This is a genomic window from Fictibacillus barbaricus, assembly GCF_014635025.1.
In the GTDB taxonomy this organism is placed as follows: Bacteria; Bacillota; Bacilli; order Bacillales; family Fictibacillaceae; genus Fictibacillus; species Fictibacillus barbaricus.
In genome coordinates this window covers 1,055,415-1,081,659 of sequence record NZ_BMCE01000001.1, presented here as the reverse complement: position 1 = coordinate 1,081,659, position 26,245 = coordinate 1,055,415, and the positions used below count along the sequence as shown (strand labels likewise).

General features: G+C 38.2%; 26 protein-coding genes. 7 read left to right on the top strand and 19 right to left on the bottom strand.

Annotated elements, in window-relative coordinates; translation table 11 throughout:
- Positions 1-535: 535 nt before the first annotated feature.
- The gene (locus IEV52_RS05225; RefSeq protein WP_229754197.1) at positions 536-1,744 is read right to left on the bottom strand and encodes a sensor histidine kinase; all 1,209 of its coding nucleotides are present in this window, start codon (positions 1,742-1,744) and stop codon (positions 536-538) included.
- A gap of 408 nt (positions 1,745-2,152) precedes the next feature.
- On the opposite strand from IEV52_RS05225, the gene IEV52_RS05220 reads away from it, so the two are divergent.
- Both IEV52_RS05220 and IEV52_RS05215 read left to right on the top strand, forming a co-directional pair.
- On the top strand, positions 2,153-2,986 hold the full coding sequence (locus IEV52_RS05220) for an endonuclease/exonuclease/phosphatase family protein (RefSeq protein WP_229754196.1): 834 nt from the start codon (positions 2,153-2,155) through the stop codon (positions 2,984-2,986).
- Between the two features lie 52 nt (positions 2,987-3,038).
- Positions 3,039-5,378, top strand: a complete 2,340-nt coding sequence (locus IEV52_RS05215) for an alkaline phosphatase D family protein (protein ID WP_188401435.1) — start codon at positions 3,039-3,041, stop codon at positions 5,376-5,378.
- 101 nt (positions 5,379-5,479) lie between these two features.
- Here IEV52_RS05215 and IEV52_RS05210 read toward each other — a convergent pair whose 3' ends face one another.
- From IEV52_RS05210 to bcaP, 5 genes are all read right to left on the bottom strand, one after another.
- Positions 5,480-5,614, bottom strand: a complete 135-nt coding sequence (locus IEV52_RS05210) for a sporulation histidine kinase inhibitor Sda (RefSeq protein ID WP_229754195.1) — start codon at positions 5,612-5,614, stop codon at positions 5,480-5,482.
- Between the two features lie 373 nt (positions 5,615-5,987).
- Entirely contained in the window at positions 5,988-6,716 is a 729-nt protein-coding gene (locus IEV52_RS05205; RefSeq protein ID WP_240460864.1) for an amino acid ABC transporter ATP-binding protein, read from the bottom strand.
- Positions 6,713-7,357 carry an amino acid ABC transporter permease gene (locus IEV52_RS05200; RefSeq protein WP_188401433.1) on the bottom strand — a complete coding sequence of 215 codons (645 nt, stop codon included), beginning with the start codon at positions 7,355-7,357 and terminating at the stop codon, positions 6,713-6,715. Before IEV52_RS05200 ends, IEV52_RS05205 begins: the two co-directional genes overlap by 4 nt.
- A 67-nt stretch (positions 7,358-7,424) precedes the next feature.
- The gene (locus tag IEV52_RS05195) at positions 7,425-8,180 is read right to left on the bottom strand and encodes a transporter substrate-binding domain-containing protein (RefSeq protein WP_188401432.1); all 756 of its coding nucleotides are present in this window, start codon (positions 8,178-8,180) and stop codon (positions 7,425-7,427) included.
- A 182-nt stretch (positions 8,181-8,362) separates the two neighbouring features.
- Positions 8,363-9,748, bottom strand: a complete 1,386-nt coding sequence (gene bcaP, locus IEV52_RS05190; RefSeq protein WP_188401431.1) for a branched-chain amino acid transporter BcaP — start codon at positions 9,746-9,748, stop codon at positions 8,363-8,365.
- Positions 9,749-10,058: 310 nt separating this feature from the next.
- Here bcaP and IEV52_RS05185 point away from each other — a divergent pair, with 310 nt between their 5' ends.
- Both IEV52_RS05185 and IEV52_RS22745 read left to right on the top strand, forming a co-directional pair.
- A complete protein-coding gene (locus IEV52_RS05185) occupies positions 10,059-11,501 on the top strand; it encodes an alkaline phosphatase PhoX (protein WP_188401430.1) in 1,443 nt (480 codons plus the stop codon).
- A 6-nt stretch (positions 11,502-11,507) separates the two neighbouring features.
- Positions 11,508-11,762: a multicopper oxidase domain-containing protein gene (locus IEV52_RS22745; RefSeq protein ID WP_373869409.1), complete on the top strand. Its 255-nt coding sequence runs from the start codon at positions 11,508-11,510 to the stop codon at positions 11,760-11,762.
- A gap of 37 nt (positions 11,763-11,799) precedes the next feature.
- Here IEV52_RS22745 and IEV52_RS05175 read toward each other — a convergent pair whose 3' ends face one another.
- From IEV52_RS05175 to IEV52_RS05120, 12 genes are all read right to left on the bottom strand, one after another.
- The gene (locus IEV52_RS05175) at positions 11,800-12,249 is read right to left on the bottom strand and encodes a cupredoxin domain-containing protein (RefSeq protein ID WP_188401429.1); all 450 of its coding nucleotides are present in this window, start codon (positions 12,247-12,249) and stop codon (positions 11,800-11,802) included.
- A 195-nt stretch (positions 12,250-12,444) separates the two neighbouring features.
- Positions 12,445-13,785, bottom strand: a complete 1,341-nt coding sequence (dsdA, locus tag IEV52_RS05170; RefSeq protein ID WP_188401428.1) for a D-serine ammonia-lyase — start codon at positions 13,783-13,785, stop codon at positions 12,445-12,447.
- Positions 13,786-13,851: 66 nt separating this feature from the next.
- The gene (locus tag IEV52_RS05165) at positions 13,852-14,172 is read right to left on the bottom strand and encodes a DMT family transporter (protein ID WP_188401427.1); all 321 of its coding nucleotides are present in this window, start codon (positions 14,170-14,172) and stop codon (positions 13,852-13,854) included.
- Positions 14,173-14,212: 40 nt separating this feature from the next.
- A complete protein-coding gene (locus IEV52_RS05160) occupies positions 14,213-14,542 on the bottom strand; it encodes a DMT family transporter (protein WP_188401426.1) in 330 nt (109 codons plus the stop codon).
- Between the two features lie 29 nt (positions 14,543-14,571).
- Positions 14,572-15,444 (bottom strand): Cof-type HAD-IIB family hydrolase, encoded by an 873-nt coding sequence (locus IEV52_RS05155; RefSeq protein WP_188401425.1) that lies wholly within the window; start codon positions 15,442-15,444, stop codon positions 14,572-14,574.
- A 130-nt stretch (positions 15,445-15,574) separates the two neighbouring features.
- Positions 15,575-16,357, bottom strand: coding sequence for a DeoR/GlpR family DNA-binding transcription regulator (locus IEV52_RS05150; protein WP_188401424.1), 783 nt, complete (start codon positions 16,355-16,357; stop codon positions 15,575-15,577).
- Positions 16,358-16,384: 27 nt separating this feature from the next.
- Positions 16,385-17,398 carry an ABC transporter ATP-binding protein gene (locus IEV52_RS05145; protein WP_188401423.1) on the bottom strand — a complete coding sequence of 338 codons (1,014 nt, stop codon included), beginning with the start codon at positions 17,396-17,398 and terminating at the stop codon, positions 16,385-16,387.
- Complete coding sequence (locus tag IEV52_RS05140) at positions 17,398-18,270, bottom strand: ABC transporter permease (protein WP_188401422.1); 873 nt, start codon at positions 18,268-18,270, stop codon at positions 17,398-17,400. Before IEV52_RS05140 ends, IEV52_RS05145 begins: the two co-directional genes overlap by 1 nt.
- Positions 18,267-19,205, bottom strand: coding sequence for an ABC transporter permease (locus tag IEV52_RS05135; protein WP_229754194.1), 939 nt, complete (start codon positions 19,203-19,205; stop codon positions 18,267-18,269). Before IEV52_RS05135 ends, IEV52_RS05140 begins: the two co-directional genes overlap by 4 nt.
- Before the next feature lie 32 nt (positions 19,206-19,237).
- On the bottom strand, positions 19,238-20,071 hold the full coding sequence (locus IEV52_RS05130) for an alkaline phosphatase family protein (protein WP_188401421.1): 834 nt from the start codon (positions 20,069-20,071) through the stop codon (positions 19,238-19,240).
- Positions 20,061-21,173, bottom strand: a complete 1,113-nt coding sequence (locus IEV52_RS05125) for an ABC transporter substrate-binding protein (protein WP_188401420.1) — start codon at positions 21,171-21,173, stop codon at positions 20,061-20,063. Before IEV52_RS05125 ends, IEV52_RS05130 begins: the two co-directional genes overlap by 11 nt.
- Positions 21,174-21,473: 300 nt before the next feature.
- Positions 21,474-21,923: a YndM family protein gene (locus tag IEV52_RS05120; protein WP_188401419.1), complete on the bottom strand. Its 450-nt coding sequence runs from the start codon at positions 21,921-21,923 to the stop codon at positions 21,474-21,476.
- Positions 21,924-22,302: 379 nt separating this feature from the next.
- Between IEV52_RS05120 and IEV52_RS05115 the strand changes: the two genes are divergently transcribed.
- On the top strand, positions 22,303-22,980 hold the full coding sequence (locus IEV52_RS05115; protein ID WP_188401418.1) for a hypothetical protein: 678 nt from the start codon (positions 22,303-22,305) through the stop codon (positions 22,978-22,980).
- A 33-nt stretch (positions 22,981-23,013) separates the two neighbouring features.
- Here the strand turns inward: IEV52_RS05115 and IEV52_RS05110 are convergent, their stop codons facing one another.
- Entirely contained in the window at positions 23,014-23,457 is a 444-nt protein-coding gene (locus tag IEV52_RS05110) for a hypothetical protein (protein WP_188401417.1), read from the bottom strand.
- Between the two features lie 135 nt (positions 23,458-23,592).
- On the opposite strand from IEV52_RS05110, the gene IEV52_RS05105 reads away from it, so the two are divergent.
- On the top strand, positions 23,593-24,909 hold the full coding sequence (locus IEV52_RS05105; RefSeq protein WP_188401416.1) for an alkaline phosphatase family protein: 1,317 nt from the start codon (positions 23,593-23,595) through the stop codon (positions 24,907-24,909).
- A 26-nt stretch (positions 24,910-24,935) separates the two neighbouring features.
- Positions 24,936-26,207, top strand: coding sequence for an MFS transporter (locus tag IEV52_RS05100; protein WP_188401415.1), 1,272 nt, complete (start codon positions 24,936-24,938; stop codon positions 26,205-26,207).
- The last annotated feature ends 38 nt before the right edge of the window (positions 26,208-26,245 follow it).

The following is a 26,245-nucleotide window of genomic DNA, read 5'->3' as shown; positions in this document are numbered from 1 at the left end:
TTGCGAGGATCAATCTAAAATTTTGGGCAGACAGCCAGGATCACCAAACAAGATCAGCAAGCTTGTATTGTTTCGCTTTTTAAGGTCTGCCATATTTGCGTATCTGCTTCAAATCAAAATCCCAAACTATTTTTTACGGAAAGTGAAGATAATGTATCTCTTCCCTTTAACAGCGAGACGACTGTACTCACCTTCCCATCATTAACGAACAGAGCCTGCAGACGGTCAAAATCGAAAGTACGGTTCAGTTTTCAGCTAATGTCGCCCTCGGCCTGACCTCTTTTCAATACACGGTCATTTTGAGTCTGCGGCTTAAACGGAAAGCTCCTAACCACAAAAACATTGGCACAGGGCTACATTATTGCTAATAATTATATCCCTATTTTAATTCGATACAGCTTGTTCATTGATACGTTCAACTTGAAAACAAATTGATGATTTTATATGTACACACAATACTGACCTGCTACAAAACTAGCGTAGTAAACAATAGTCCGTCATGTGCTGCAGCCAACTATGTTTCATTCAAAAAATATTAATGCTCTAAATGAACCTTGGGAAACTTAATTAGGAAAATAGTACCCCTCCCGATATCGCTCTTAACTTCCACCGTTCCTCCCAAAGCTCGGATGATACTGAATGCTACCATAGTGCCAAGACCAGTTCCATTGGAGCCCTTTGTAGAATAGTAGGGTTCACCTAACCTGTTTAGTTGATTCTTTGTCATACCTGTACCTGTATCTTTTATCTCGATACTTATATGATTTCTTTCTTTTAGCAGAACAATGGATAGAGATCCTCCTTGCGGCATTGATTCGATACCGTTTTTTATGATATTTAACATACACTGTCTAAACTTCTGCCGGTCACCTTTAATGATGGATCTTGAAGAGAACTGGGTTGAGAAATGTACCGAATTTTGATTAGCCGTTGGTAACAAGATATTAATAATTTGTTCGAGTTCTAATTTAACATCCAGCTCTTCCATACTTTCGATGGTTGGTTTTGAAAATGTCAGGTAATCTTGTATGACTTTCTCAGCCGAATCAAGTCCCTCTTTTATCAAGGCGAGGTACTCCTTTCTTTTAACAGCAGGAATCTCATCCTCTTCGAGCAGCTGAACGAATCCTTTTGATACGGTCAGTGGGTTGCGGATCTCATGAGAGATGGCAGCTCCCATCTGCTCAACTGCATTTTGCTTCTCTGTTCGAAATAATTGTTGGCGCATTTGAATATATGTTCGGAACAATTCGATCAAGTATGAAATAATCCCTATACCTAAAGGGGGGACAATTAGGTAGGCAAAAAAAGCATCAAACCGATCAATCGAAAGGTTTTCAAAGGCCATATCTGTAACAGTTAATACACTTATAATAAAGATGAGTCCTACTGCTATAACAATTCGCATCTTCGACCCCTGCTTCCAGAACCATGGATATGTACGCCACAATATGAAACTTAGAGGGCCATATAATATAATGCTAGTAAAAAAACCAGAGTCCAAACCATACAATGCACGGATAATGATCGTAGATAATGAAAGTATGGGACCGATCCCCATATATAACCCACCGATTACTACAGGAACTGCTCGTAAGTCGAATCGAGTAACGTCAGTCTGCTCATATGCAAAGGAAATACATAACCATATCGATACAACTCCACAAACAACAGCTGCTCGTTTTGAGATCGGTGTACCATTTCTTTTTAAGGACCAAATTAGACAAACAAATATAATGACCATGATTAAAGAAAGATTGAAGAACATATGCTTGGTTATTTCCAATCAACTCACCATCCATCTGGAATTGTTTCATTTTTTACCACTATGATACAAACTACGATTTTTACACGAACTCCCATTTAGAAATAATTCAAAATAAAATGAAAAAAATCCTCTTTTTTAATAGAGAGGTTATATAAGAGACTTTAGTAACAATTGAATAGAGAAGAAGTTGTTCATATTAATTTTGCGCGGGAATAAATAAATGTTTCATTTCAATATTAGGAACTCTGTACCCGCCTTTACAAAAGTAACAGAACCCATATTATTTTTTACATAATAACAATGGAAGCTCTACATCGTCTTGATATCCTCTGATTGTGTCAAAAAAAAACAGAGGAAATGAGTGATTGTATGGAATTGTTTAAGTTGAAAAGAAGGAAGGCAATCCAGATCTTGAACGCCGGACTAATGGTGATGGCTCTGAATGGTTTTGGAACCACCACTTTTGCAGAGGATGATGAGACAGATCATGAACGCGAAGTAGAGGTTAAGGTGATGTCATATAATATCCATCATGCTGAAGGAATTGACGGTGAGTTGAATCTAAAACGAATCGCACGAATCATTAAAGATGCTGATACAGATATTGTTGGACTGCAAGAGGTCGATAACCACTGGTCTGAACGCAGTGACTTTCAAGATCAGGCAAAAGAGCTGGCAAGACATCTTGGGATGTACTATACATATGCAGCTAACCTAGACCTGGAACCAACGGAGGAAGGAGGACACCGCCGACAGTACGGAACAGCGGTTCTGAGCAAGTATCCAATCACCGATTTTAAGAATTATCCACTTACGAAGATCGGGAATACCGAACAGCGAGGGCTGCTGGAAACTACCATTAATGTTAAAGGGACTTCCCTGCATTTTTATAATACGCATCTCGCGTTGACTTCTGCTGAGAGAGAGGTTCAGATTAAGGAAATGATCGAAATAGCTGAACAGAAAAAAGGTAATAAGGTGCTCATGGGTGACCTGAACGCGACACCAGAAAGTACCGAAATGAAGCCGATGTACGATGCTTATGCCGATGCGTTTGCAAAAACGCCTGAGGCTTACACATATCCTGCAGAGAATCCATCAAAACGGATCGATTATATTTTTACATCTGAAGATATTGAGATTGAGGATACAGAAGTGATTTCAACACCTGCATCCGACCATCTTCCATTGACTGCGGAAATTGAGCTGGAACGCTAAACACAGTTAGAAGAATTTTCACACCAAAATCTTGATGTAGGAGTGGCTAAAGATGGATCATGAAAAATGGTTAAAAGAAATGAATACAAAAAAGATCGACCGTCGCAGTTTTCTTGGAATGACAGGAAAAACAGCAGCTGTGGCGACCCTTGGACTTACAATCCCATCTATGCATCAGGCCGATGCTAATGAAGAACTAACTTTTTCCGATTACCCCTTCTCGCTTGGTGTTGCATCGGGTGACCCACTGCCGGATAGTGTCGTATTATGGACTCGACTCGCTCCGAATCCTCTGGCAGAAGATGGTCGAGGGGGGATGATACAGAAAAACTTTACCGTCCATTGGGAAATGGCAGAAGATGAAGATTTTACGAAGATCGTCCGTAGTGGAACCGAGGTAGCTACACCTGAACTCGGGCATTCTGTACATGCAGAAGTTTTTGGACTTAGAGCCGGTAAAGAGTACTATTATCGGTTTAAGGCAGGTAATGAGATCAGTCCTGTCGGCCGTACTAAAACTGCACCAGACTCAAGTGACCACTTAAAAAGTCTTTCCTTTGCTATAGCTTCTTGCCAATCATGGACCGGCGGACGTTATGCTGCCTATAAAAATATGATTAATGAAGACATTGACTTTGTTCTCCATCTAGGTGATTACGTATACGAGAAAAGGGAAACAGAAACCCTTGCCGACTTTCGTATTAATCATGCCCTTTACAAGACTTCACCTGACTTACAGGCTGCACATGCAAAGTTTCCTTTCATAGTAACGTTTGATGATCACGAGATTGAAAATAACTGGGCGAACGATGTCTCTCAAAATGACGGAGAAGAATCGAATGAACGTGAGCGTTTCCTTGCTCTTCGTGCTGCCGCATTCCAAGCATTTTACGAGCATCTGCCGTTAAGACGCCGGTCTAAACCAAATGGTTCAGACATGTTGCTCTATCGAAAATTTACATTTGGTGATCTGGCTGAGTTCAGTGTTATGGATACTCGTCAATATCGTGATGATCAGCCAGCAGATGGATTTCCAGGGGCTCCACTTCATCCTGAAGCATCGAATCCCTCTAGAACACTTCTAGGCTCCGAACAAGGATACTGGGTTCTTAAAAACCTTGAGCAATCAAGATCTCGATGGAACGTACTCGCTCAGCAAACAATCATGGCACAATTCGACTATGATACTGGTACGGGGATAAGCGTGAACCATGACCAATGGGACGGCTACTCCGCTGATCGGGACCGTCTATTAACCTATATAAAAAAACGTCGGCCGTCCAATCCGGTCGTCCTTAGCGGAGACTGGCACTCAAGCTGGGTAAACGATTTAAAAGAAGACTTCAACAATCCTAAATCAGAGACATTGGCAACAGAGTTTGTCGGTACATCAATCAGCTCTGGATGCGGTTGGAAAGAGCAAGTTGAGGCAGCTCTTTCTGTTAATCCGCACGTTAAATTTTTTAATGGTGATTACCGCGGATATATTAGCTGTCATGTGACACATAATTCATGGAAGAGCGATTACAAAGTCGTCTCATCGCCTAGTAATCCAGAAGCTGCAGCTAGTACACTTGCTTCGTTTTCTGTTCAAAACGGAAAACCTGGCGCTATTCAAATCGGAGGAATTAATGTGTCGGGTGCAACCGCCAATACAATGTTTGCTGGAAAGCCAAGCCCTGTTTCGATTCCTGTGAGCAACGGGGCCAACAAACATGTCAAAGTAACCGTGAACATCCCTGTACCTGCAGGATGGAAGAGTGAAAGTGAATCCAAAGTTCTTGAACCTTCCGAAACTGCCACATTTGAAGTGATGGTAACTCCTCCCGCTAGCGTTCCGGCAGCTGAAATACTTAAGATTGAAGTCAACGCTGATAAAACTGCCGTATACGGCCTATTGGAGAACATCCAGGTTGTATCTGTACCATATGGGGAAGGACTCCCGCTTGCTCTTGATGCAGGCGATGAAACGAGCCCAGTACTGCCCTCTTTCACAAAATTATCACCTAAGAATACCTGGGATGTTGCTAGTGGTTACGGCTGGGTTGGAAAAGTGCCCTCTTCACGGGACAGAAAAAAAACGGATCCCCTTCAAAGGGATTTTACCCTTTCACGTAATGAACCTACTATCCTAAGACTTGCAGTTCCCATAGGGGTGCACAAAGTGTATATTCTTACTGGTGATGCTTCGTATGGATCTGGTAACACCATCATACGTTCTGATAATAAATTCCTTGCTGAATCAGGCAATGAATTATCACCTGGACAGTTTAGATGGATTCATTTCGATTTGGATGGAGGAAATACCGGAAAAGAAGTGGACCTTGAGATAACTGGTGAACTCCAGGATGGATGGTGGCGAATCGCATCATTGGTCATGATGAAGCAGTAGACTTTTACTAAGGTCCGTATGATCATTTCATACGGACTTTTTTATTCCTCTGATAACAATAAGAAAGCCACCTTCCTAGGGGGTAGAAGGTGACCATAACTTTAATTTATAACAGGTTTTAATCCACGTCGGTTAATTTCTTGTTTGAGGGTTTTTGCAATCTCACTGTTTTTTTCGTGTTTTAAAGCTTCACGATAATTAATGATCAATTGTTCGTTGCTCAAAATATTGTTCAAATGCATTCCTCCTCATAATTGCTTTTGTCAGATAATAAATCTAACATGTACTCATTCTAAGTGAAAAAATTCGATATGAAAAGACAAAAAGTTCTAAAAATTTAAAAAGGTACTTTAGAACTTTAAAACCACGAAACATTCATGCGGCTAAATTCCCATATGGAGGTCAAATTTCTTATCGGTATTTTAAGCTATTGATACAATGAACCTTCCATCTCGAACTTGATTCATTCACTTTTCCGAGGTTTTTCATAGGCTTGAACTTACTGGGTTTATTTATTACATAATTTCACATTCACACCGTGAGCTCGTAACACAAAAAAACTGCCGCAAGATAGCTCTTGAGGCAGCGTTAATCTAAAAAAGATAACAATTAGAGTACTTTACTTAAGAATAACTTTGTTCGTTCATGCTGGGGATTACCGAATAATTCATTTGGAATGTTTTCTTCGACAATATAACCGCCATCCATAAAGATAACACGATCGCCAACTTCACGGGCAAACCCCATTTCATGAGTGACCACGATCATCGTCATTCCATCGTTAGCTAACTGTTTCATAACTTCGAGAACTTCTCCAACCATCTCGGGATCCAGGGCAGAAGTCGGTTCATCAAAAAGCATGATCTTCGGACTCATGGCTAATGCGCGAGCAATTGCTACACGTTGCTTTTGTCCACCAGACAATTCCCCGGGATAGCTGTTCGCTTTTTCTTTTAAACCTACTTTTTCTAACAGATCGAGTGCTTTTGATTTTGCAGACTCTTTTTTATCTGAACGTACCTTGGTTGGTGCTAACGTAACATTTTCAAGTACCGTCATATGAGGAAACAAGTTGAAGCCTTGAAAAACCATCCCGACATCTTGACGGACTTTATTGATGTTAACTTTCGGATCTGTAATATCATGGCCATCGATTATCACATGCCCACTCGTGATGTCCTCCAATTTGTTCAAACAGCGAAGGAAGGTGCTTTTTCCTGAACCTGACGGACCTATTACACAAACGACTTCTTTTTCTTTGATCTCAGAGTTAATATCTTTTAGAACTTCCAGCGTACCGAACGATTTTTTTAGGTTAGTAACTTGAATGATGCTCATCGCAACTCAAATCTCCTTTCAAGGAAGTTAGCTAAGAGTGAAAGCAGATAGATTAAAATAAAATAGATTACCCCAACTGCAAACCATATTTTAAACGCTTCAAAGGTAGTTGCAGTAGCTACCTCACCCTGTTGTGTCAGGTCAGCAATCCCAATGATTGATAAAAGAGAGGTATCTTTCAAACTGATGATCGACTGGTTCGTAAACGTTGGAAGCATTCTTCTAAAAGCTTGTGGCAATACCACGTAACGCATGTTCTGCGAACTTGTTAAACCAAGGGAACGAGCTGCTTCTGTCTGCCCTTTATCAATCGACTGAATACCAGCACGAATGATTTCAGCAAAATAGGCCCCCGCATTCAGACCAACTGTAATAATCCCTGCTGTTGTTTTATCAAGAGAGATCCAATCCAATGTATTAAGCCCAAAATAGATAAAGAATAATTGGACTAGTATAGGAGTTCCCCGAATAGCATCAATATAGATTTTAGCGATCCAATTTAATATTTTTAAGGGTGCAAGTCGGAATAGCGCCATGATTAACCCGATGATTAGTCCTAAAATAAGTGCTGTAACAAATATATAAAGTGTGACTTGTAGTCCGTCTAACAAATACGGGAGAGCTGTTACAATAGCTTCCATCTAATCTTCTCCTTCCAAAAATACGACGCGCTTATTAGGCGCGCCGTAATAAAATAATAAAATTCAATTATTCCCCTAAATATTTATTTACGATTTTATCATACTCGCCGTTCTTTTTTAGTTCAGCAAGACCTTTGTTTATCTTTTTCAATAATTCCTCATTCTCACCTTTTTGAACAGCGATACCGTATTGGTCACCATTCAAACGGTCACCTACGATCTTTAATCCAAGGTCCTTTTGAGCGATAGCATATGCTACAACTGGGTAATCTTCAATTAATACATCAGCATTACCATTAGAGACTTCTTGGAACATAGAAGGACTGTCATTAAATTGAACGACATCTGCACCATTTTCTTTAGCAAGATCTTGTGCAAATTTTGCTCCTGTTGTCCCTTTTTTAACAGCTATCTTTTTCCCTTTTAAGTCATCTGGCGATTGAATGGTACCGTTGTCTTTAGCAACAACTAATGTTAACCCTGCATCAAAGTAGGGTTTTGAAAAATCCACCACTTTTTTTCTTTCATCTGTAATACTCATACCTGCAATAGCGACATCAAGTTCACCTGTTTGTAGAGCTGGTATGATTCCTTTAAAATCCATCGGTTCGATCTCGATTTTAAATCCTTGATCCTTCGCAATCGCTTTAATGAGTTCGATATCGATCCCTTTTTGTTCACCTTTTTCTTCAAATTCAAACGGAGGATACGTTGTATCTACACCAACTTTTACTACGTCCCCTTCTTTTCCACCACTCGTACCGCAGGCTGCTAAAAGTAGAGACAAGATTAATAATAAACTAAAAATGTTAATTTTTTTCATCTGGTTACCTCCTAGGCTGTTAAATGATGTCCAAAGATTATGTTACCATATTTTTTTAGAAAATACAGAATGATGTATAAAAATGTCGAATGAAAAAATTTCCTTTTAAAATACAGAACACTTTCTATATCTTCTTAAATCCCAGAATCGATCTAGTATATTTTGATTTTCAAATGCTTAAATTATTCACTCTTTACTGGATTCAATCTACTATGTTTATAGCCATAAGCAATGTAGATCACAAGTCCTAGTACAAGCCACACAACAAATCCTTTCCATGTGAAAGAAGAAAGCTGAAGCATGAGATACACACAGAAAATGATAGCTAAAGCAGGAATTAAAGGTACCCACGGAGTTTTAAAACCACGTTTCAACTCCGGTCTTGTTTTACGAAGTACCGCGACTCCAAGTGAGACAGTGGCGAAAGCGAACAAAGTACCGATACTAGTCAATTCTGCTAATCTATCCAAAGGAACAAAGCCTGCAAAGAGTGCAACTAATCCTCCCGTTACCCAAGTGCTTGGCAAAGGAACTTTTGATGTTGGATGTACCATGGAAAGCTTCTTTGGAAGAAGACCATCTCGGCTCATTGCAAAGAATAAACGAGTTTGACCAAACATCATAACGATAAGAACTGTAGTAATTCCTACAATTGCTCCAAGTGAGATAAACCCAGCTGCCCAATCCTGACCAATGAACTGTAACGCAAAAGCAACCGGATCCTTAACGTTCAGCATGTTGAACGGTACGATCCCTGTGAGTATAAGAGAAACCACAATATAAAGGACAGTACAGATCGCCAAAGCAGAAATAATTCCAATCGGAAGATTACGCTGCGGGTTTTTTACTTCCTCAGCAGCTGTTGATACTGCGTCGAAACCAAAGTAGGCAAACACGACTACTGCAGCACCCGTTACAACGCCTGAAAAGCCGAATGGCATAAACGGTTCCCAGTTGACAGGTTCAACGTACCAAACCCCAACTGCGATAAAAAGAAGGACAACTGCCACCTTAACAATTACCATGATCGCATTGAACTTGGCAGATTCCTTAACTCCTTTTGAAAGCAACAAAGTAACCAATAGAACGATTATAACCGCTGGTAAATCGATTATAGTACCTTTTGAGGGATCAAAGGCACTGGTTAAGGCTGTTGGAAGATGAATTCCAAAACCGTTTAACAAGCTTTGAAAATACCCTGACCATCCACTCGCGACAGCAGATGAGGCAAGTCCATACTCAAGAACTAGATCCCACCCTAAGATCCAGGCAAATATTTCTCCAAATGCCACATAACTATACGTGTAGGCACTTCCCGATTGCGGGATCATTGAAGCAAATTCTGAATAACATAATGCAGCAAATACACAGGCTAATCCAGCAATGATGAAAGATAGTATCAAGGCAGGGCCAGCATATTTTGCAGCGGCTACTCCGGTAAGTACGAATACACCTGTACCGATAATCGCACCTACACCTAACATGGTTAGATCCATTGCACCTAATACCCTGTTGAGTGAATTATCAGAATATTCATTTGATAGTTGTTTTTTCCTAAATAAACTCATAGAAACCTCCAGAATTATGTCGAATATAGTCGAATGCCCTAGGTAATTTTACTAATATATAATAAATTTGTAAACATATAAATTTTCTGAATCATTGCCAAATATAGGTTTAGAAGGAAATCATTCATTTGATGCGTTCATGCAATTTTCAAAATATATTGTAAATAGAAGGTAATAATTATTTTCAATATCACTTTTCCACTTCACCATTTATTTATTGAATTTTTACAAAAATCAAACTCCCTTATAATAATGAATAATTAATCTATAACTAGAATCAAAAATTTATGTTAAAGGGAGATTTTACGTTATGGAAGATAAAAACCTAAAAAAAGGATTAAGCAGAAGGGATTTCTTAAAAGCAGGAGGAATGAGCACACTTGCACTTACCATTGGGGCGAATGGAGTATTATCCCTCGGTTCTAAAGCGTTAGCGAATAATACTGACAACCCTTCAAGCGGGTTTGGCGGCTATGGACCTTTGGTTCCTGATCCAAACAGAATTCTCGATCTTCCACAAGGATTCCATTACAAAATTATCTCCGAAGAAGGGAACCTATTGACAAACGGAAGAAAAATTCCCGGGGCATTTGATGGAATGGCTGCATTCGAGGGGCCAAACAACACGACCATTCTTGTTCGTAACCATGAATTAGGGACAAGTGCTTCAAATCCTGTAGTTGGGACTAATCCCTATGACCCTGCTGCAGTAGGCGGAACAACCGCTTTAGTAGTAGGTCCAAACCGGGAAGTGATAAATGAATATGTAACCTCTTCAGGTACGATTCGAAATTGTGCTGGAGGAGCTACTCCATGGGGGACTTGGCTGACTTGTGAAGAAACCCGTTCGGCGACACATGGTTATGTGTTTGAAGTGGATCCGCAAAAGCCAGAAGACGAAATATCCAAAACTCCGATTATAGATATGGGTCGCTTCTCCCATGAGGCTTGCGCAATCGACCCGGCGACGGGATATGTATATTTAACAGAAGATGCAAGCCCGAGCTATTTTTACCGTTTTATCCCAAATGATGTCAGTCAAAAACCGGGAGCGTTACAAAAAGGCGGTAAGCTATATGCGGCTGCGATTGAAGAGATACATGGTCCAGCAGCAAGCACATTTAAAACAGGACAGAAATTTGGGGTAGTTTGGAAGGAACTAGATCCTTATTTCTGTCGCGAGGATGCTGATAAACATGGCTGTATTAAGTTCAAAAAACTTGAGGGAGCGTTCTTCCAAGCAGGTGTCTTTTGGTTTGATGACAGCTCAGCAGGTGAAAAAAATCTTGGCCGTATTTACCGCTATTTTCCTGCAACTAATACACTAGAGCTTTTCTATGAGGCAACGGATGCACAAAACATGGAATCTCCAGACAATATCTGCATGACTCCATGGGGCGATCTTTGGTTCGCAGAAGATGGTTCCGGCAACGATAGACTTATGGGGATTACACCTGAAGGCAAGATCTATCCTTTTGCCTCCAATCGTCTCAGTGGATCTGAATTAGCAGGTCCTATCTTCTCGCCAGATGGAAATACGCTTTTTATGAATATTCAAAGTCCAGGTAAAACCTTTGCCATCTGGGGACCATTCGCACGAAGTAACTCATCACGGGCAAGGGAAATGTCTTATGCTGCACCTGCTAAAGAATTTGCACCAAAAGTGTCGGACAAACTGGTTGAGTTTGCTGAGAATCAAGGAATGTCCATTCTAGAAGCAGCAGCTTTTAAGCGCCACGGACTGAAGATTTAAACTTAGATACCTATAAAAGGATGTAAGCCTACACGTGTATGGTTTACATCTTTTTTTAATACAAAGTATTATTCCTCAATTGCAGCAGATGATAAACAAGGCTCAATACGAAGAGAGAAAGATACAGTAAGAGCTAATCCGAAACAAGTAGCACGAATTATTATGAAGTTTGGACCGTATACAGGATTGTACTTTTGGCACTGTCATATTTTAAAGTACGAGGATTATGAAATGATGAAACTATATATGGTTATAAGATAAGATAACGTAAAAAAATCCTCCTTAAAACAGGGAGGATTTAGTGCACTTCAATATAGGCAACCATTGGTCCATTATTTTTGATATTATGATGGGCAGTACAAATAAGCCTATAGACTCCTTCTTTCTTAATACGTAAATTCAAAACAGTTTCCTTGCCTTTTTTGACAGTTCCTTTAATGTTAGTTCCTTCTATATAAAAGGGATGTTCTTTACTGTTCACTCCATATATGCTTAGTTTTATTGGTTCATTTTTAGGTACATAAATTGTACCTGGATCCCAGCGGTAAGCTTCAATCTCTTTTCCATCATCACCTGTAGATGTAAATTCTCCGGTGACCATATTAATTTCGAATTTTTTTGCCCCAGTCGATGGTCCTGTTGTCTCAACTGCTTCTGGTCTTGTCATAAACCAGCCTCCAACCAAAAGGCAGATGTAGATAACTGATAAAAATAAAAACCATTTCTTGTCAATATAAAGAACCTTCATGAAACTCCCTCCTAATAGGCTTGTCTTTTAATTTGTATGTTAAAAGAAGGAAGAAGTTGTCTATTTATTATAATTATTAATTCACCAAGGTTAATTGGAAATCAAAAAGAAAAACTCCAGTTGAATACTGAAGTTTTCTCTCATCTGCTTAACTTTCCTTGTCTAAGAATACATTTCAAATCAGAACTAAAACATTTACGGTGATAACGTTGCACCTTTTTTATAATATTCGTTCATCGTTTCTTTAGGAACCATACTTCCACCGGTAGCCCATATAAGATGTGTAGCATTTTTCATTTTATCTGTTAAGTTATGACTTTGTATGTATTCTTTTCCTTCTTTCTCAGTACATAACTTTACCGGTCCTATTGCACCGGCTAATGCGGAAGGCTCCAGGTGAATGTTTTCTGTATCGACCAATGCGCTTAATAGTTTAAATAATTCATTATCACTTACCGTATAACTTCCGCTTAATAAAGACTTGATGGTTTTACCAACGAATCCTGATGGCCTTCCAACCGCAAGGCCGTCTGCTGATGTGATGTTGTCAATTCCAAAATCTTGTACAGAAACTTTATCATGAAGCCCTGTTACTAGCCCCAGTAACATACATGGAGAATGTGTAGGCTCTGCAAAGAAGCAATGCACTCGATGTTGATACATTAGTTTCAAACCAAAAGCCACTCCTCCCGGCCCACCGCCTACTCCACATGGAAGGTAAACAAATAGTGGATGGTTTTCATCTACAGTTACATTTAAATCTTCTAATTGTTTTTTAAGTCGAATTGCAGCCACAGCATAGCCTAAAAATAAGTCACGAGAGTTTTCGTCATCAATAAAGTAACAATTCGGATCGTTATGCGCCTGCTTTCGGCCCTCTTCTACGGCTTTGCTGTAATCTTCCTTATATTCGATAACGGTTACTCCTTTGCTTTTAAGGAGATCTTTTTTCCATTTCTTTGCATCAGCAGACATATGGACCGTAACTTTAAAACCTAATTTGGCACTCATGATACCTATACTTAACCCTAGGTTGCCTGTAGACCCTACTGCAATTGAGTATTGTGAAAAGAAGTTTCTGAATTTTTCACTTTCAAGAATGGAATAATCATCATTTACCGTTAATAAATCATGTTTAAGTGCTAACGTTTCTGCGTGTTTCAACACTTCGTAAATGCCGCCGCGTGCTTTAATGGAACCTGAAATAGGAAGGTGGCTGTCACATTTCAACAAAAATGTCCCTTCTAATGGATGCTCATGCATATTTGATAAATGTTGATGCATCGCCGGGATGGGTACGATAGGAGATTCAATGATTCCGTTTAGTTTTCTTGTTTCAGGAAAAACTCTAGCGATGTAAGGAGCAAAACGCTTTAACCTTTCCTCTGCATCTTTTACATCTTTCTCATTAAGTAGAAGTTTATTTAATCCAGTTTGAAATGGTTCATATTTAGGATTTGACCAAAATACTTCCTTTGTATCAATTAACTCGTTTAGTAAAGGAAATTCTTTTATCCAATCTTGAACAGTTTTCATCTCTCTTCTCCTCCATAGTGATCGTACCTTTTTCTGTATCAACATATTTCCATCTAAAACCCTTATCTAATGGCCAGAAGTCATTTTAATACCTACCGCCCCAGAAATAATACACATAATCAATAGGGTTATTCTTAAACTTCTAGGTTCATTAAAGAAGATCATCCCTGCTAAAACACTTCCAACAGTGCCGATCCCGGTCCATATTGCATACGCAGTCCCTACTGGTAGAGAAGTTAATGACAAAGAAAGAAAATAAAAGCTTAAACTCCCAAAAAATAGACACGCTGCAGAGGGGAGTAATTTTTTAAACCCGTCTGCATGTTTCAAGCTAATAACACTACCAATCTCGGCAACTCCGGCAATAAGAAGAAAAAACCAAGCCATTGAATTATCCCCTAACCTTGTATAAATCATTTCATTTTCTTTAATGTTTAGGTTGTGCTGAACTAATTTTTATTCCAATTATTCCTGATATCATTAAAGCCACAAAAAATACTTTCAGTGGATTAATAGTCTCTCCCCAAAATAGCATCCCAGCTACTACTGTTCCCACCGTACCCAATCCAGTAAAAATGGCGTAACCAGTTCCTAAGGGAATTGAATGTAAAGCTTTTGAAAGGAAAAAGAAACTAATGATGATAATAACTACTGTTACTATACTAGGTATAATTTTGGTGAATCCGTGTGAATATTTTAGACCGATCACCCAGAAAATTTCCAAAATTCCTGCCATTATGATATAGATCCATGCCATTTTAACGCTCGCTCCTTCGGCATTGACACTTACTTTTGAACCACGAAGTTCTCCATATATCGATATATCGCATAAGCTACCCCATTCTCATCATTTTTAAGGGTTGTCGTGGTACAAACAGCTTTTATGACATCTTTCGCATTTCCCATCGCTACGCTGTAACCAACTTTCTGGAACATGGATAAATCATTGTTGCTGTCCCCGATTGCCATAGCATGATCTAAAGAGCCATTCATCAAGATAGCCAATTTTTCAAGGGCCATTCCTTTTGAAGCCCTTTTACTAGTAATTTCAATGTTATGATCAGCAGATGAAACAACCATCAACTCATCAAACTTTTTGAATTGGTTCCATGCTTCGTCTAATTTATTTTTATCAAAAGAACATGCCAAAATGTTATAGAATTCTTCTTCCTGTTTTAAGATATCATGATAGTTTTCAACTAAAACATATCCAAACTGGTCAAATTGCCTTTCCGCCACTTCAACTAATTCTTTCATATCTGTATTCAAATCTTCGCTTTTCAAACTTTTAATCTCATTACGGAAATGTTCTCTTCTCTCTTTAAGCGTATAAATGGCTTTATCAGTAAACACTTCGTAATAATAATTTCGTCCATCTAACCATTGGAGAATAGATTCGACACGATCTTTAGTCATCGTAATAGAAGAAATGCACTTTCCGCTTTTTGAATGAATGGTCGCGCCATTTGTCCCGATTACAAATGGAGAAATCCCGGCTTTTTCACAAATGGTTTGAACGTCAAAATAAGCCCGTCCTGTTGAAATAACTACTTCAAAGTCTCTATCTTGGGCATATTGAATCGCCTTTATATTTTCTTCACTAATTTCATTCTGGTCATTTAATAATGTTCCGTCTAAATCTATCGCGATGAAACTCATGCTATATAGCTCCTTTTCTCATTCTATCTATTAAATTTTCTTTCTAGCTATTTTACCTGCCATCAATAAAAATCTAATCAAATAAGAGAGGACTCCCTCTTCCGTCTCGACATGTCCTTTTATGAACTGACTATGCTTTAATCCAATTGATTTCCTCTAATTTTGAATGATTTCTCCATTCCTCTGGAAACGGTTGCTCGCAGACAATCACATCGACTTTTTCTAGAGGACAAACTTTACAAAATGTGTCGACACCAATTTTAGAGTAATCGGTTAGCAATATTACTTGCTTTGATACCTCGACCATCTTGCGTGAAACTAATGTTTCATGTAAATGATAATTACTAATCCCATTTTGAATAGACACACCACCAGCTGAAATGAACGCTTTATCAATATTAAATTGATTTAACATTTGTTCAGTGAGACTGCCGCATATAGATTGCTGCTTCGGATCAATTTGTCCACCTAGTAATAGAATTTGTCCTGTAAACTTATATTGATTGAGCGATTCGGTCAACACAGACGACACAGGAAGAGAATTGGTTAAAATCGTTATGTCTTTTTTATTTTCAAGACACTGCGCAAATTCAAGCATGGTTGTCCCTACATCAATAACAATCACATCTCCGTTAGAAATGAGTTCTACCGCTTTTTTCCCAACTTTAACTTTCGCTTCTTGATTCACCGTTGTACGCTGTGTAAATGGAGGTTCCTCAAATTCAAAGACTGTTTTAATCGCTCCCCCGTAAACCCTCTTTAAAACTCCTTTTTCCTCTAATATCATCAAATCGCGTCGAATCGTTTCCTCTGAAACATTAAATTGATCAACTAATTCCACAACTTTTACTTTTCCCATTTTGTTAAGTTCTTTTAAAATTTCATTCTTTCTTTCTTCTGGCAAAACAGACATATTTCTTCCTCCACGATCATTAATAATTTATAAAATGATGCATTCTTTCTTCGGTACAAGAATATGAACGAGTGCTCCTTGCTCAAACATTTTCCCACGGTGGTGAAGATAGTCTACATGGAAAGCGGACTCCTCTGTTTCTACTTCATATCTTAAAACATTCCCTGTCATGGAAACATCTTTAATAAATCCTTTTATTCCCCAGTTCTCCTGTAAATCCAAGCTATCCTCACCAACAGAAACTAATTGTAAAACCTCAGGACGAATCGCGACTTCAGTTCCCTTTAATTCTCTATTGCGAACGATTTTACGGAAAACTTCCATATCATAAACATTGTAGTTTCCAATGAATTTCGCCACAAATGTATTGACTGGAGAAGTATAAACTTCTGATGGAGAACCGGATTGTACGACTTGTCCATTATTCATGACAAAAATTCGATCCGACATCGTCATTGCTTCTTCCTGATCATGAGTAACAAAAATAGTTGTAATATCTAATTCTTTCTGTATTCTCTTTAATTCTTTTTGTAAACTTTTTCTTATTTTAGCATCCAATGCGCTTAACGGTTCATCTAAAAGCAGTACTTTCGGCTCCATGACAAGCGCACGGGCAAGAGCAACCCTCTGCTGTTGTCCACCAGATAATTGATGGGGATATGACTCTTCTTTTCCTATTAAATCAACCATCTCAATTATCTTTTTTACTCGTGATTTAATATTTTTTACTTTCTTCATTTTGAGACCGTAAGCGATATTATCAAAAACGCTCATATTTGGGAAGAGCGCATAAGACTGAAATACCATACCGACTTCACGCTGACGCGGTGATAAATTAGTAATATCAATTCCATCGATTAATATTCTTCCTGCATCAACGCCTTCAAGCCCCGCAATGGAACGTAATAATGTACTTTTTCCGCATCCGCTTTGACCAAGAAGTGTAGCAAATTCTCCTTTTTTTAATGTTATAGAAATGTTATTTAAAACGACTTGATTTTCATACCCCTTAGTCACTTGATCGATGGTTACATAGCTCATTATTTTTCACCTTCTAAAGCAGTATTTTTATGACGGTATTGTTTTTTAAACAATGAAAGAATTCGATTCTTATTTGACACGACAGGATTTTTCTCTTTTCTAAAAGAAAGTTTTAATACAGTCCCCGTTAATAGTAAAATCATTGAATAATAAGTAATAACAATTGCACTTGTTAAGTGACCACTGCTGTTTAGTTTGTCAGCTAGATAAATTTGAATGGTTTCAAATCGGCCCCCGACAAGCAAATTGGCAAAAGCAAACTCACTAAATAAAAGAGCGACTGATAATAAGGTAGACACTAAAATCCCAGATATAATATTGGGAAACACCACTGTGCGGAACGCCTGGAATTTTGTAGCACCCAGTAATTCAGCTGCATCAACAAGCTGCACAGCATTAACCGTCCGAAGACTGTTACGGATACCTTGATACATAAATGGAAGAATGGTTATGAAATAAGCACCAATTAGAATCCAAGGTGTTCCGGCAATTTGAATGGGTCCATCTGAATACACCTTGATTAATCCAACAGCTCCAACAATAGGAGGAATTCCATAAGGAAGCATAGCTGCTGCTTGTAGAAATCCTTCCCATTTACTGAAATATACTGTGATGATAAAAATAGTCGGAAGCATAATAACAACACTTAGACCTACAGACATGACAATTAAAAACAGTGTTCTTCGAAAAGCATCATAAAACCGTTCATCCTGAAACAATTCAATATACCATTTCATTGTATAACTCTCAGGCAAAATGGTATGATCCCATTTACCAGCAATCGAGAATAATAATGTTCCTACAAGCGGAATTAATAAATAAATAACAAGTAATCCAACCATCAATTTATGAAAAGTCAATGAAGCTTTCATCGAAGATCCCTCCTAATGCGACGCATCATTCGTTCATTGAACCACATCGCCCCTATCATGGTCGCTGCTAGCAGAACTCCCATCGCACTACCCAGCTGCGGTTTTAACGCAACGTCACTAGCAACTAGAGAGGCAATTTGCAAGGACAACAAGTTATAGTTGCTGCCGACCAATGCATAGGCTGTAGCGTAAGCTCCCATCGCATTAGCAAACAAAATACTGAAAGTCCCTACAATACTCGGTAAAAGAACCGGAATCCCAATGTGAAGCCAAAATGATGAAGTTGATCCTCCTAATAATGAAGAGGCTTCTTTCCATTGTTTCTTAATTCCTTGATAAGACGGGTAGATGAGCATAACAGCAAGCGGAATTTGAAAATAAATATAAACAAGGATGAGGCCTGTCCATGAATATAAATTAAAATCTGCAAACACATCCCAACCAATCTTAGAAAAAAGCAACGTAAACAGCCCATTGTTTCCAAGTAAAATAATATATGAAAATGAAAGGGGAATCCCCTCAAAGTTCGACGTCATATTAGTAATCATCAGTAAACGATTTTGTATTTTTTGTGAGAACTTTGTAAGCGAATAAGCTGCAATGACTGCTATAATCACAGAAGTTACAGCAGAAAATAAGGAGATAACAAGGCTGTTTTGAATGGCTTGTAAGTAAAATTTACTTTTAAATATGGTGATATATTGATTGATCGTAACTTGAATTCCATCGTCTGCATAAAAACTATTTTTAATCATCGCCACCAATGGTCCTATTTCAAATCCAATCACAAACGTAATAAATGGCAGTAAAAGAGCTAATAAGTAAATTTTTTGTTTTTTTATTTTTCGCAAGACTTCTCGCTCCTCTGTGTTCTCTAACAATTTGGGAATTGGTTTAACAGTACGTTCGTTAAACCAATTCCAGTCAACCTTCATTCTTCATTTAAATATTGAATAGGTTATCCCTTTTAAATGGTGATTTTCCCTTTTAGGCCCGGCAATTGATATGAAATCATCTTATTGGAAGGCTCAATATTTAAAAGTTCACAAACGAGCGGTGCAAAAGCTAATTGCGGAATCACTTCACTGTAAACGCCAGGCTCAACTTTTGGACTAATGATAAAGAGCGGTACATCACGCTCACCATCAGTTATGCCGCCATGGTTGCCATATTCACTCATGCCATGATCTGATGTAATCAAAATGTGGTAACCTTCTTTGATCCAAATTGGCAAAAGCTGTGCCAACAAGCTTCCCATTTTTAAGATTTGTTCACGATATTCTTTCGATTCTGATCCGAAAATTTCTCCTTTTACATCCACACCGAGCGGATGGATATATAAAAAGTGCGGGTCATATTTTCTGCGCAAGGCTTCTGCATCCATTAACACATGACTGTCTGGATAGTCATCGTCCCAATAAAATTTCCCATATTGAATCGGGTTAGATTCATCCTCTTGCTCACGATCTTCAATAAAATGGAATGGCGCGCGATTATAAAGTTCACTTATCCAGTAATACGATACCGTCCCGTTTCTTAAGCCGTTTTCTTTCGTAAGATGAAAGAGACTTTTCTCAGTAGATAAGCGTACGGCTTGATTGGACGTTATTCCGTTCACTGATGCCGGTGTACCCGTTAACAGCACTTCATATAAAGGACGGGAGAGACTTGGGAGTTCAGACTTTACTTTGTAAAGTGCTGCCTGATTGGTTTCAACTAGATGTTGAATATATCCGAGAGCTTCACATCCTTTATCATATCTCATACCATCAACAACAATTGTTATTACTTTATTTGACATGGACTAACACCTCTTCTTGCCAAATCTGCGGTAAATTTTTAGCCGTTTCTTCCCAAGCTTTGTAGTCTTCAATTGGTTTTGCATTTTTGTATTGTTCTTCTGGAACCATTTTTTCAGCTACTTCTCTCGGAAGCTCTACATCGCGAATCGGACGGGCAAATCCTTTAGCTAAGTTAATTTGTCCTTCATCGCTTAAGATATATTCTCTAGTTGCCATCGCTGCATGCGGATGCTTTGCATATTTGTTAATAATAGTTGCGTACCCGCTCACGACTGAACCTTCACTTGGAATGGTGACATCAAATTGATCTCGGTTGATTTGGTCAGCGTAACCAAGGGCATTGAAATCCCAAACAAGGGCAACTTCCACTTCCCCTTTTTCAATGTTGGCCGGCTTGGCATCAGTTAAGCTAAGGCGTCCTTGTTTGGCAAGCTTAGCAAAATAGTCAATTCCTGGTTGGAGATTTGTTTCATCACCGCCAGAAGCGATAGCCGCAGCAAGAACGGCCATTTGGTTCTGTGTGCCGCGCTGAACATCTCCAACAGTCACTTTGTAATCTCCTTTTAATATGTCATCCCAAGACTTTGGCGGGTTATCCACTAATTCTTTATTAGTAAAGAATGCAATTGTTCCTTGGTAGCCAACAACCCAATCTCCGTTGTCATCTTTTGCCCAATCAGGTACCTCGTCCCAATAGGAAGTTTTATATGGCATCGTTAATTCTTTTTGTTCAGCGATTGGTCCAAAGGAAATTCCTACATCCCCGATATCAGCTGTTGCATTCTCTCCTTCAGATTCCATTTTGGCAATCTCTTCGGCACTGGATAAATCTGTATCTTTGTGTTCCAATGTATATTTTTTTGTCACTTCATTCCACGTTTCTCCCCAGTTAGCCCATGAATCAGGCATACCGACACTATTAACGCTTCCCTCTTCTTTTGCCTTTGTTTCAATTTCTTTCAGGGTTAACGAACTTGGATCCTTAACAATAGGAGCAGCCTCCTCTTGAGCAGCTCCACAAGCTGCTAATCCTAGTACACTCACTCCTAACATCACAGCTTGAATAGACTTGTAACATTTCTTCTTGAATGTGTTATTCATAAAAAGTGCCTCCATTTAATGTGGAATTTTTAATGTTTATTGCTGTTTGTTACGGTTTAATCATAATCAGACAATATTAACCCCACATTAATCCAACGTTAAGATTTTGTAAATCAGCTCCGTTAGCAAAACTCGGTAATAAATACACTTTTCATTAATTTTGTGTCGGTTGCTTAAGGTGTATCAAAAAAGAATGATGGTTATGAGTATCAATAATATAATGAGGTGTACTAGGGAAGGCGCAAATAAAAAAACCAGCCGCATTGGCTGGTTTGTTTTTTCGAATAAATGATGCTCTCATTAATCTTTTTTATTTTTCCCTCTAGGATCTTGTTCTTCTGCGAACTCTGTCGCGTATCTAAGGCCTGGTCTAAATCTTCTATGTTGTTTTCTCTCTGAATTCTTTGCTGAAATATGTTTAAGTAAATATTGATGAACAAAAACTTCTGATGCTGTAATAATCCCTGCTGCAATTACACTTCCCCAAGCAATTTGAAGGTATCCATCTAAGAGAATTGATCCAAATATCCAAACCACTACGTACGCCAAAATAAATTCTGCCATCAAAGTGTTTCTCTTACCTATACGCGGCAGCAGGATGCGGTCCGCAATAATATACGTAATAACTGTGGTTGTGACAGCGAAAGAAACAATATCACTTAACGTAGCATCAAATAACAGATCTAATCCTATCCAAAAAGCAATTAAACATACAATAAGTTTCATGATAATGACTTTTACTTGTTCCATATAAAGCCCTCCTTCATCTGTTCTTAGTTTGCAACAAAAAAAGGAGGTTCATACTTCAACAAAAAAGAACCCTTACAAATATACATGGGTCTTGCCTAATTTTCGGATACAGCGGGGATCATTGTTCCTTTTTTCAGCTTCTTTTTAGACACATGTACTTTTATCAAAAATGAAATTGCAGCCCTATAGCTCTTTTTCGCTTCTTTCATTCAGAGCAAGCTGCTAATTTTTTAACTTCATATAAAGTACATTTTTTATCAGATTTTTCTCATGAATTAATTTGTAATAATCATGAAATATTTTTGTAATAATTTTGAAACCATTTAGAATATAACCTCGTCTAATAAGTAACAAGAAGTTAATGAGGGGGATAATAAAATTGAAGAAGAAGAGTAGTCGTGCGATTATCTTTGCAACTGCAATACTATTGATCATTGGAGTATTAAACTATAGTGAAATTGAAAGCAAGGTCAATGCAACTAACCAAAAAGTTATTGTTAATAGTAAGTTGGTATCTGTTAATCCCCCAAATCAATCTTTAAAGACAAAAGAAACAGTTAAAGTAGATAGTTTGAATAGCGAAACTCATCCTGCCAAGCAGGAACCTCAAAAGAAAACGGAAACAGTTAAGACACCTGATCAGCAAACCCAGACTGAGAGTGAAACAAAAAAAGTAACCACTCAAACACAAAATGAGATGCCAGATATAAAAGTAATTGACGGGGATAAATATGTTAATTTAATGAGTAGAGCAGAAGAAAATCTAATCGATCTAGTAAATATTGCAAAGAAACATGATGCAACGTTATATGCTATTGAATACAGCGATTGCTTTGCTATGTTTGACAATACTTCTAATCAAGTGATCATGATGTTTAGTACTGGTTCTAGATCTGTTTCTGTTGAGAACGTTGAGATTCTTTATGACATGCACCCTTATATAAAAGAACAAATTAAGAGTGTTGTTGAAACAGGAAAAGAAGCAAATGTTAAAATTGGAGAATACGAAAGCTATCTCATTTCAAAAGTAGATGGACGAATCCGATTATCTTTCTAATGAAAGAAAAAGCCCTATTAAATCTGGGCTTTTTTATTTCTTCTTTATTTCCTTTAATGCTACTACCTTTAAAGCAACGAGCTCATCATCTGTTACTTTTTCAAGTAATTTTTCATATACGACAAGCTTCTCTTGCTCGTTTAATCCTTTACTTACCTTTTCTCTTATGTTAGCTAGTTCATTGATCGTATATCTTTCGGAGATAAGTTTTACTGCCTCGTTTTTTGAAGTAAACGGTAATTTCTTCTTAGGTGTTTCACCTGTTTCGATGTACTTTCGTATCTCTGGATCTTCAAGTAGTTTATTAATTTCTTCTTCGTTTGCCGTTAACTCTTTCGTGATTTCTTCCATTGCTTTTTCAGAGGCATAGTCCATCGTGTATAAGTACCCTATCACCCCTAAGGCTATGAAAAACATACATATAACACCAAGCCACCATTTTATCACATCATCACCCACTAAAATGAGATAATTCATTCATAACACACCTTCCAAGCTTTGGAAAGGAGAAATATTTATTTTTGATAAACAACATACAGCCTTTACATGTGCGGGATTTTCTTATGTTATTATTTACCATAGTGGAAGATTATCTTATCTTGGAGGAATTGTATGTCTCGTCTAACCAACCATTTAATCGTTATATCATTTGACTGTCTATCTTCCCTCGATTTTCCAATGCTGGAGCAGCTTCCCCATTTCAATGATTTCATACAAAATGGGGCTTATTGCAGATATGTGCAAACAATCTATCCTTCTGTTACATACCCATGCCACACAACAATCGTGACAGGAAACTACCCTAAAAATCATGGCATTGTGAACAATACTTTTCTTCAGCCGGGAAGAACTTCTCCGGACTGGTATTGGCACAGGAAACATGTAAATGGAACAACCTTATATGATGAAGCTAAAAAAGCAGGGATGAAAACGGCTGCTTTATTATGGCCCGTTACTGCTGGAGCAGACATTGATTACAATATGCCTGAAATATTTGCAAACCGTAAGTGGCATCATCAAATTCCTGTTTCTCTAACAAATGGAAGCATTCTGTATCAATTAGACATGAATCGTCGATTTGGACACTTCCGTAATGGTTTAAGCCAACCTGAACTCGATGATTTCGTATTAGAATCCACTGTACATACTATAAAATCTAAGAAACCTCATCTTTTACTCATACATTTTGTTGACCTTGATTCACAGAGACACTACCATGGATTTTCTTCCGAAGAAGCAAAGGAAGCTGTTAAGCGGCATGATAAACGCCTTGGCAGAATTGTTCAGGCCGTAAAAGAAGCTGGGATTTATGATGATACAACCATTGCGATCTTAGGAGACCATAGTGCACTAGATGAATCAAAAGCTATTAAACTTAATGTCTTATTTAAGAAATACCAGCTAATAGAAGTCGATATGAAGAAAAGGTTAAAAAATTGGAGAGCCTTTTGCAAAAGTTGTGATGGCTCCGCATATATTTACTTAAAAGATCCATCGGATAAACAAACAAAGGAGGTCGTAAATGAGCTTTTGGAGAATCTATTAGTCGATGAAGCCAATGGTGTTGAAAAAATCTTCAATCAAGAAGAAGCAACAGCAATGGGGGCTGATGAAAATTGTTCCTTTATGGTAGAGGCGAGACATGGCTTTTATTTTAATGAAGATATAGATGGAAGCGTTATTCATCATATTACTGAAAAGGATGTTAGAGCAAAAAGGTATACACATGCATGTCATGGCTATTCTCCTGAAAAAGAAGACTATACCACTCTTCTTATGTTAGCTGGTAAAGGGATTCGGCAGCATACAGTTGTTCCCTCCATGCATTTAATCGACGAAGGACCTACATTTGCTAGATTATTAGGTCTTTCACTAGGACACACAGACGGTAAGGTGATCGAAGAGTTCTTTTCTCTTAGTCCATCTTAAAATTGCAATAGAAAGGACCAAAACCAATGAAACGGTTTACGAAAGAAGAGAATAGCTGGATGTATTATGATTGGGCAAATTCTGCATATTCCATTATTATTTCAACTGCTGTCTTTCCTCTATTTTTTAAGGCTTCCGCTACTAGAGCAGGAGTTAGCCCAGCTGATTCAACAGCCTACTTAGGTTATACGATTGCCATTGCAACCTCTATATTAGCGATGCTAAGTCCTGTTTTAGGGACAATTGCTGATTATAAAGGGCTGAAGAAACGATTTTTCACCTTCTTTTTTGTACTTGGCCTTGTTTCTACCGCTTCACTAGCATTTATTCCAAGTGATCAATGGCTGCTCTTATTAGTTTTTTATACGTTAACAGCTATAGGCTCTAGCGGATCCAATGTTTTTTACGATGCTTTTATTACAGATGTTACGTCTGAGGAAAGAATGAATAGAGTATCAGCAAGAGGCTTCGGGTTAGGCTATATCGGAAGTACGATTCCATTTTTAATTAGCATTGCTATTATCGTATTATCTCAAAATGAAGTCCTTCCAATCTCTACAACGATCGCAAGTAAGATTGCTTTTGTAATAACCGCGATATGGTGGGGTATTTTTACGATTCCTCTTCTGAAAAATGTATATCAGAAATACGGTATCGAACGTGAACCCCAACCAATCATGAACAGCTTTAAACGGTTAGGAAACACCTTAAAAGAAATAAAAAAATACCGTCCTTTGTTTTTATTTTTATTAGCTTATTTCTTCTATATTGATGGAGTCGGAACCATTATAACAATGTCTACAGCTTACGGATCTGATCTAGGGATCAGCTCTACCAGCCTGTTGATCATCCTTTTTGTCACACAAGTGGTTGCAGCGCCTTTTGCGATTTTGTATGGAAGGCTAGCAGAAAAGTTTACAGGTAAAACGATGCTTTATGTTGGAATAGCTGTTTATATTGTAGTTTGCATTTATGCGTATTTTTTAAAAACAACGTTAGACTTTTGGATCCTTGCTATGCTTGTTGCTACATCCCAAGGAGGGATTCAGGCATTAAGCCGTGCTTATTTTGCAAAATTGGTACCGAAAAAAAACTCCAATGAATTCTTTGGGTTCTACAACATTTTCGGCAAATTCGCTTCCATTATGGGACCATTGCTTATTGCTGTTACGGCTCAAGTTACCGGCAACTCAGCAAGTGCAGTATTTAGCCTTGTCATCTTATTTATCATTGGTATGACCATCCTTCTGTTCGTTCCAGAGCCAAAGGCAGACTCTTCACATACGATTAGTGCATAAAAAAGACTGCTCTAAAATATTCTTTTAGAGCAGTTTCG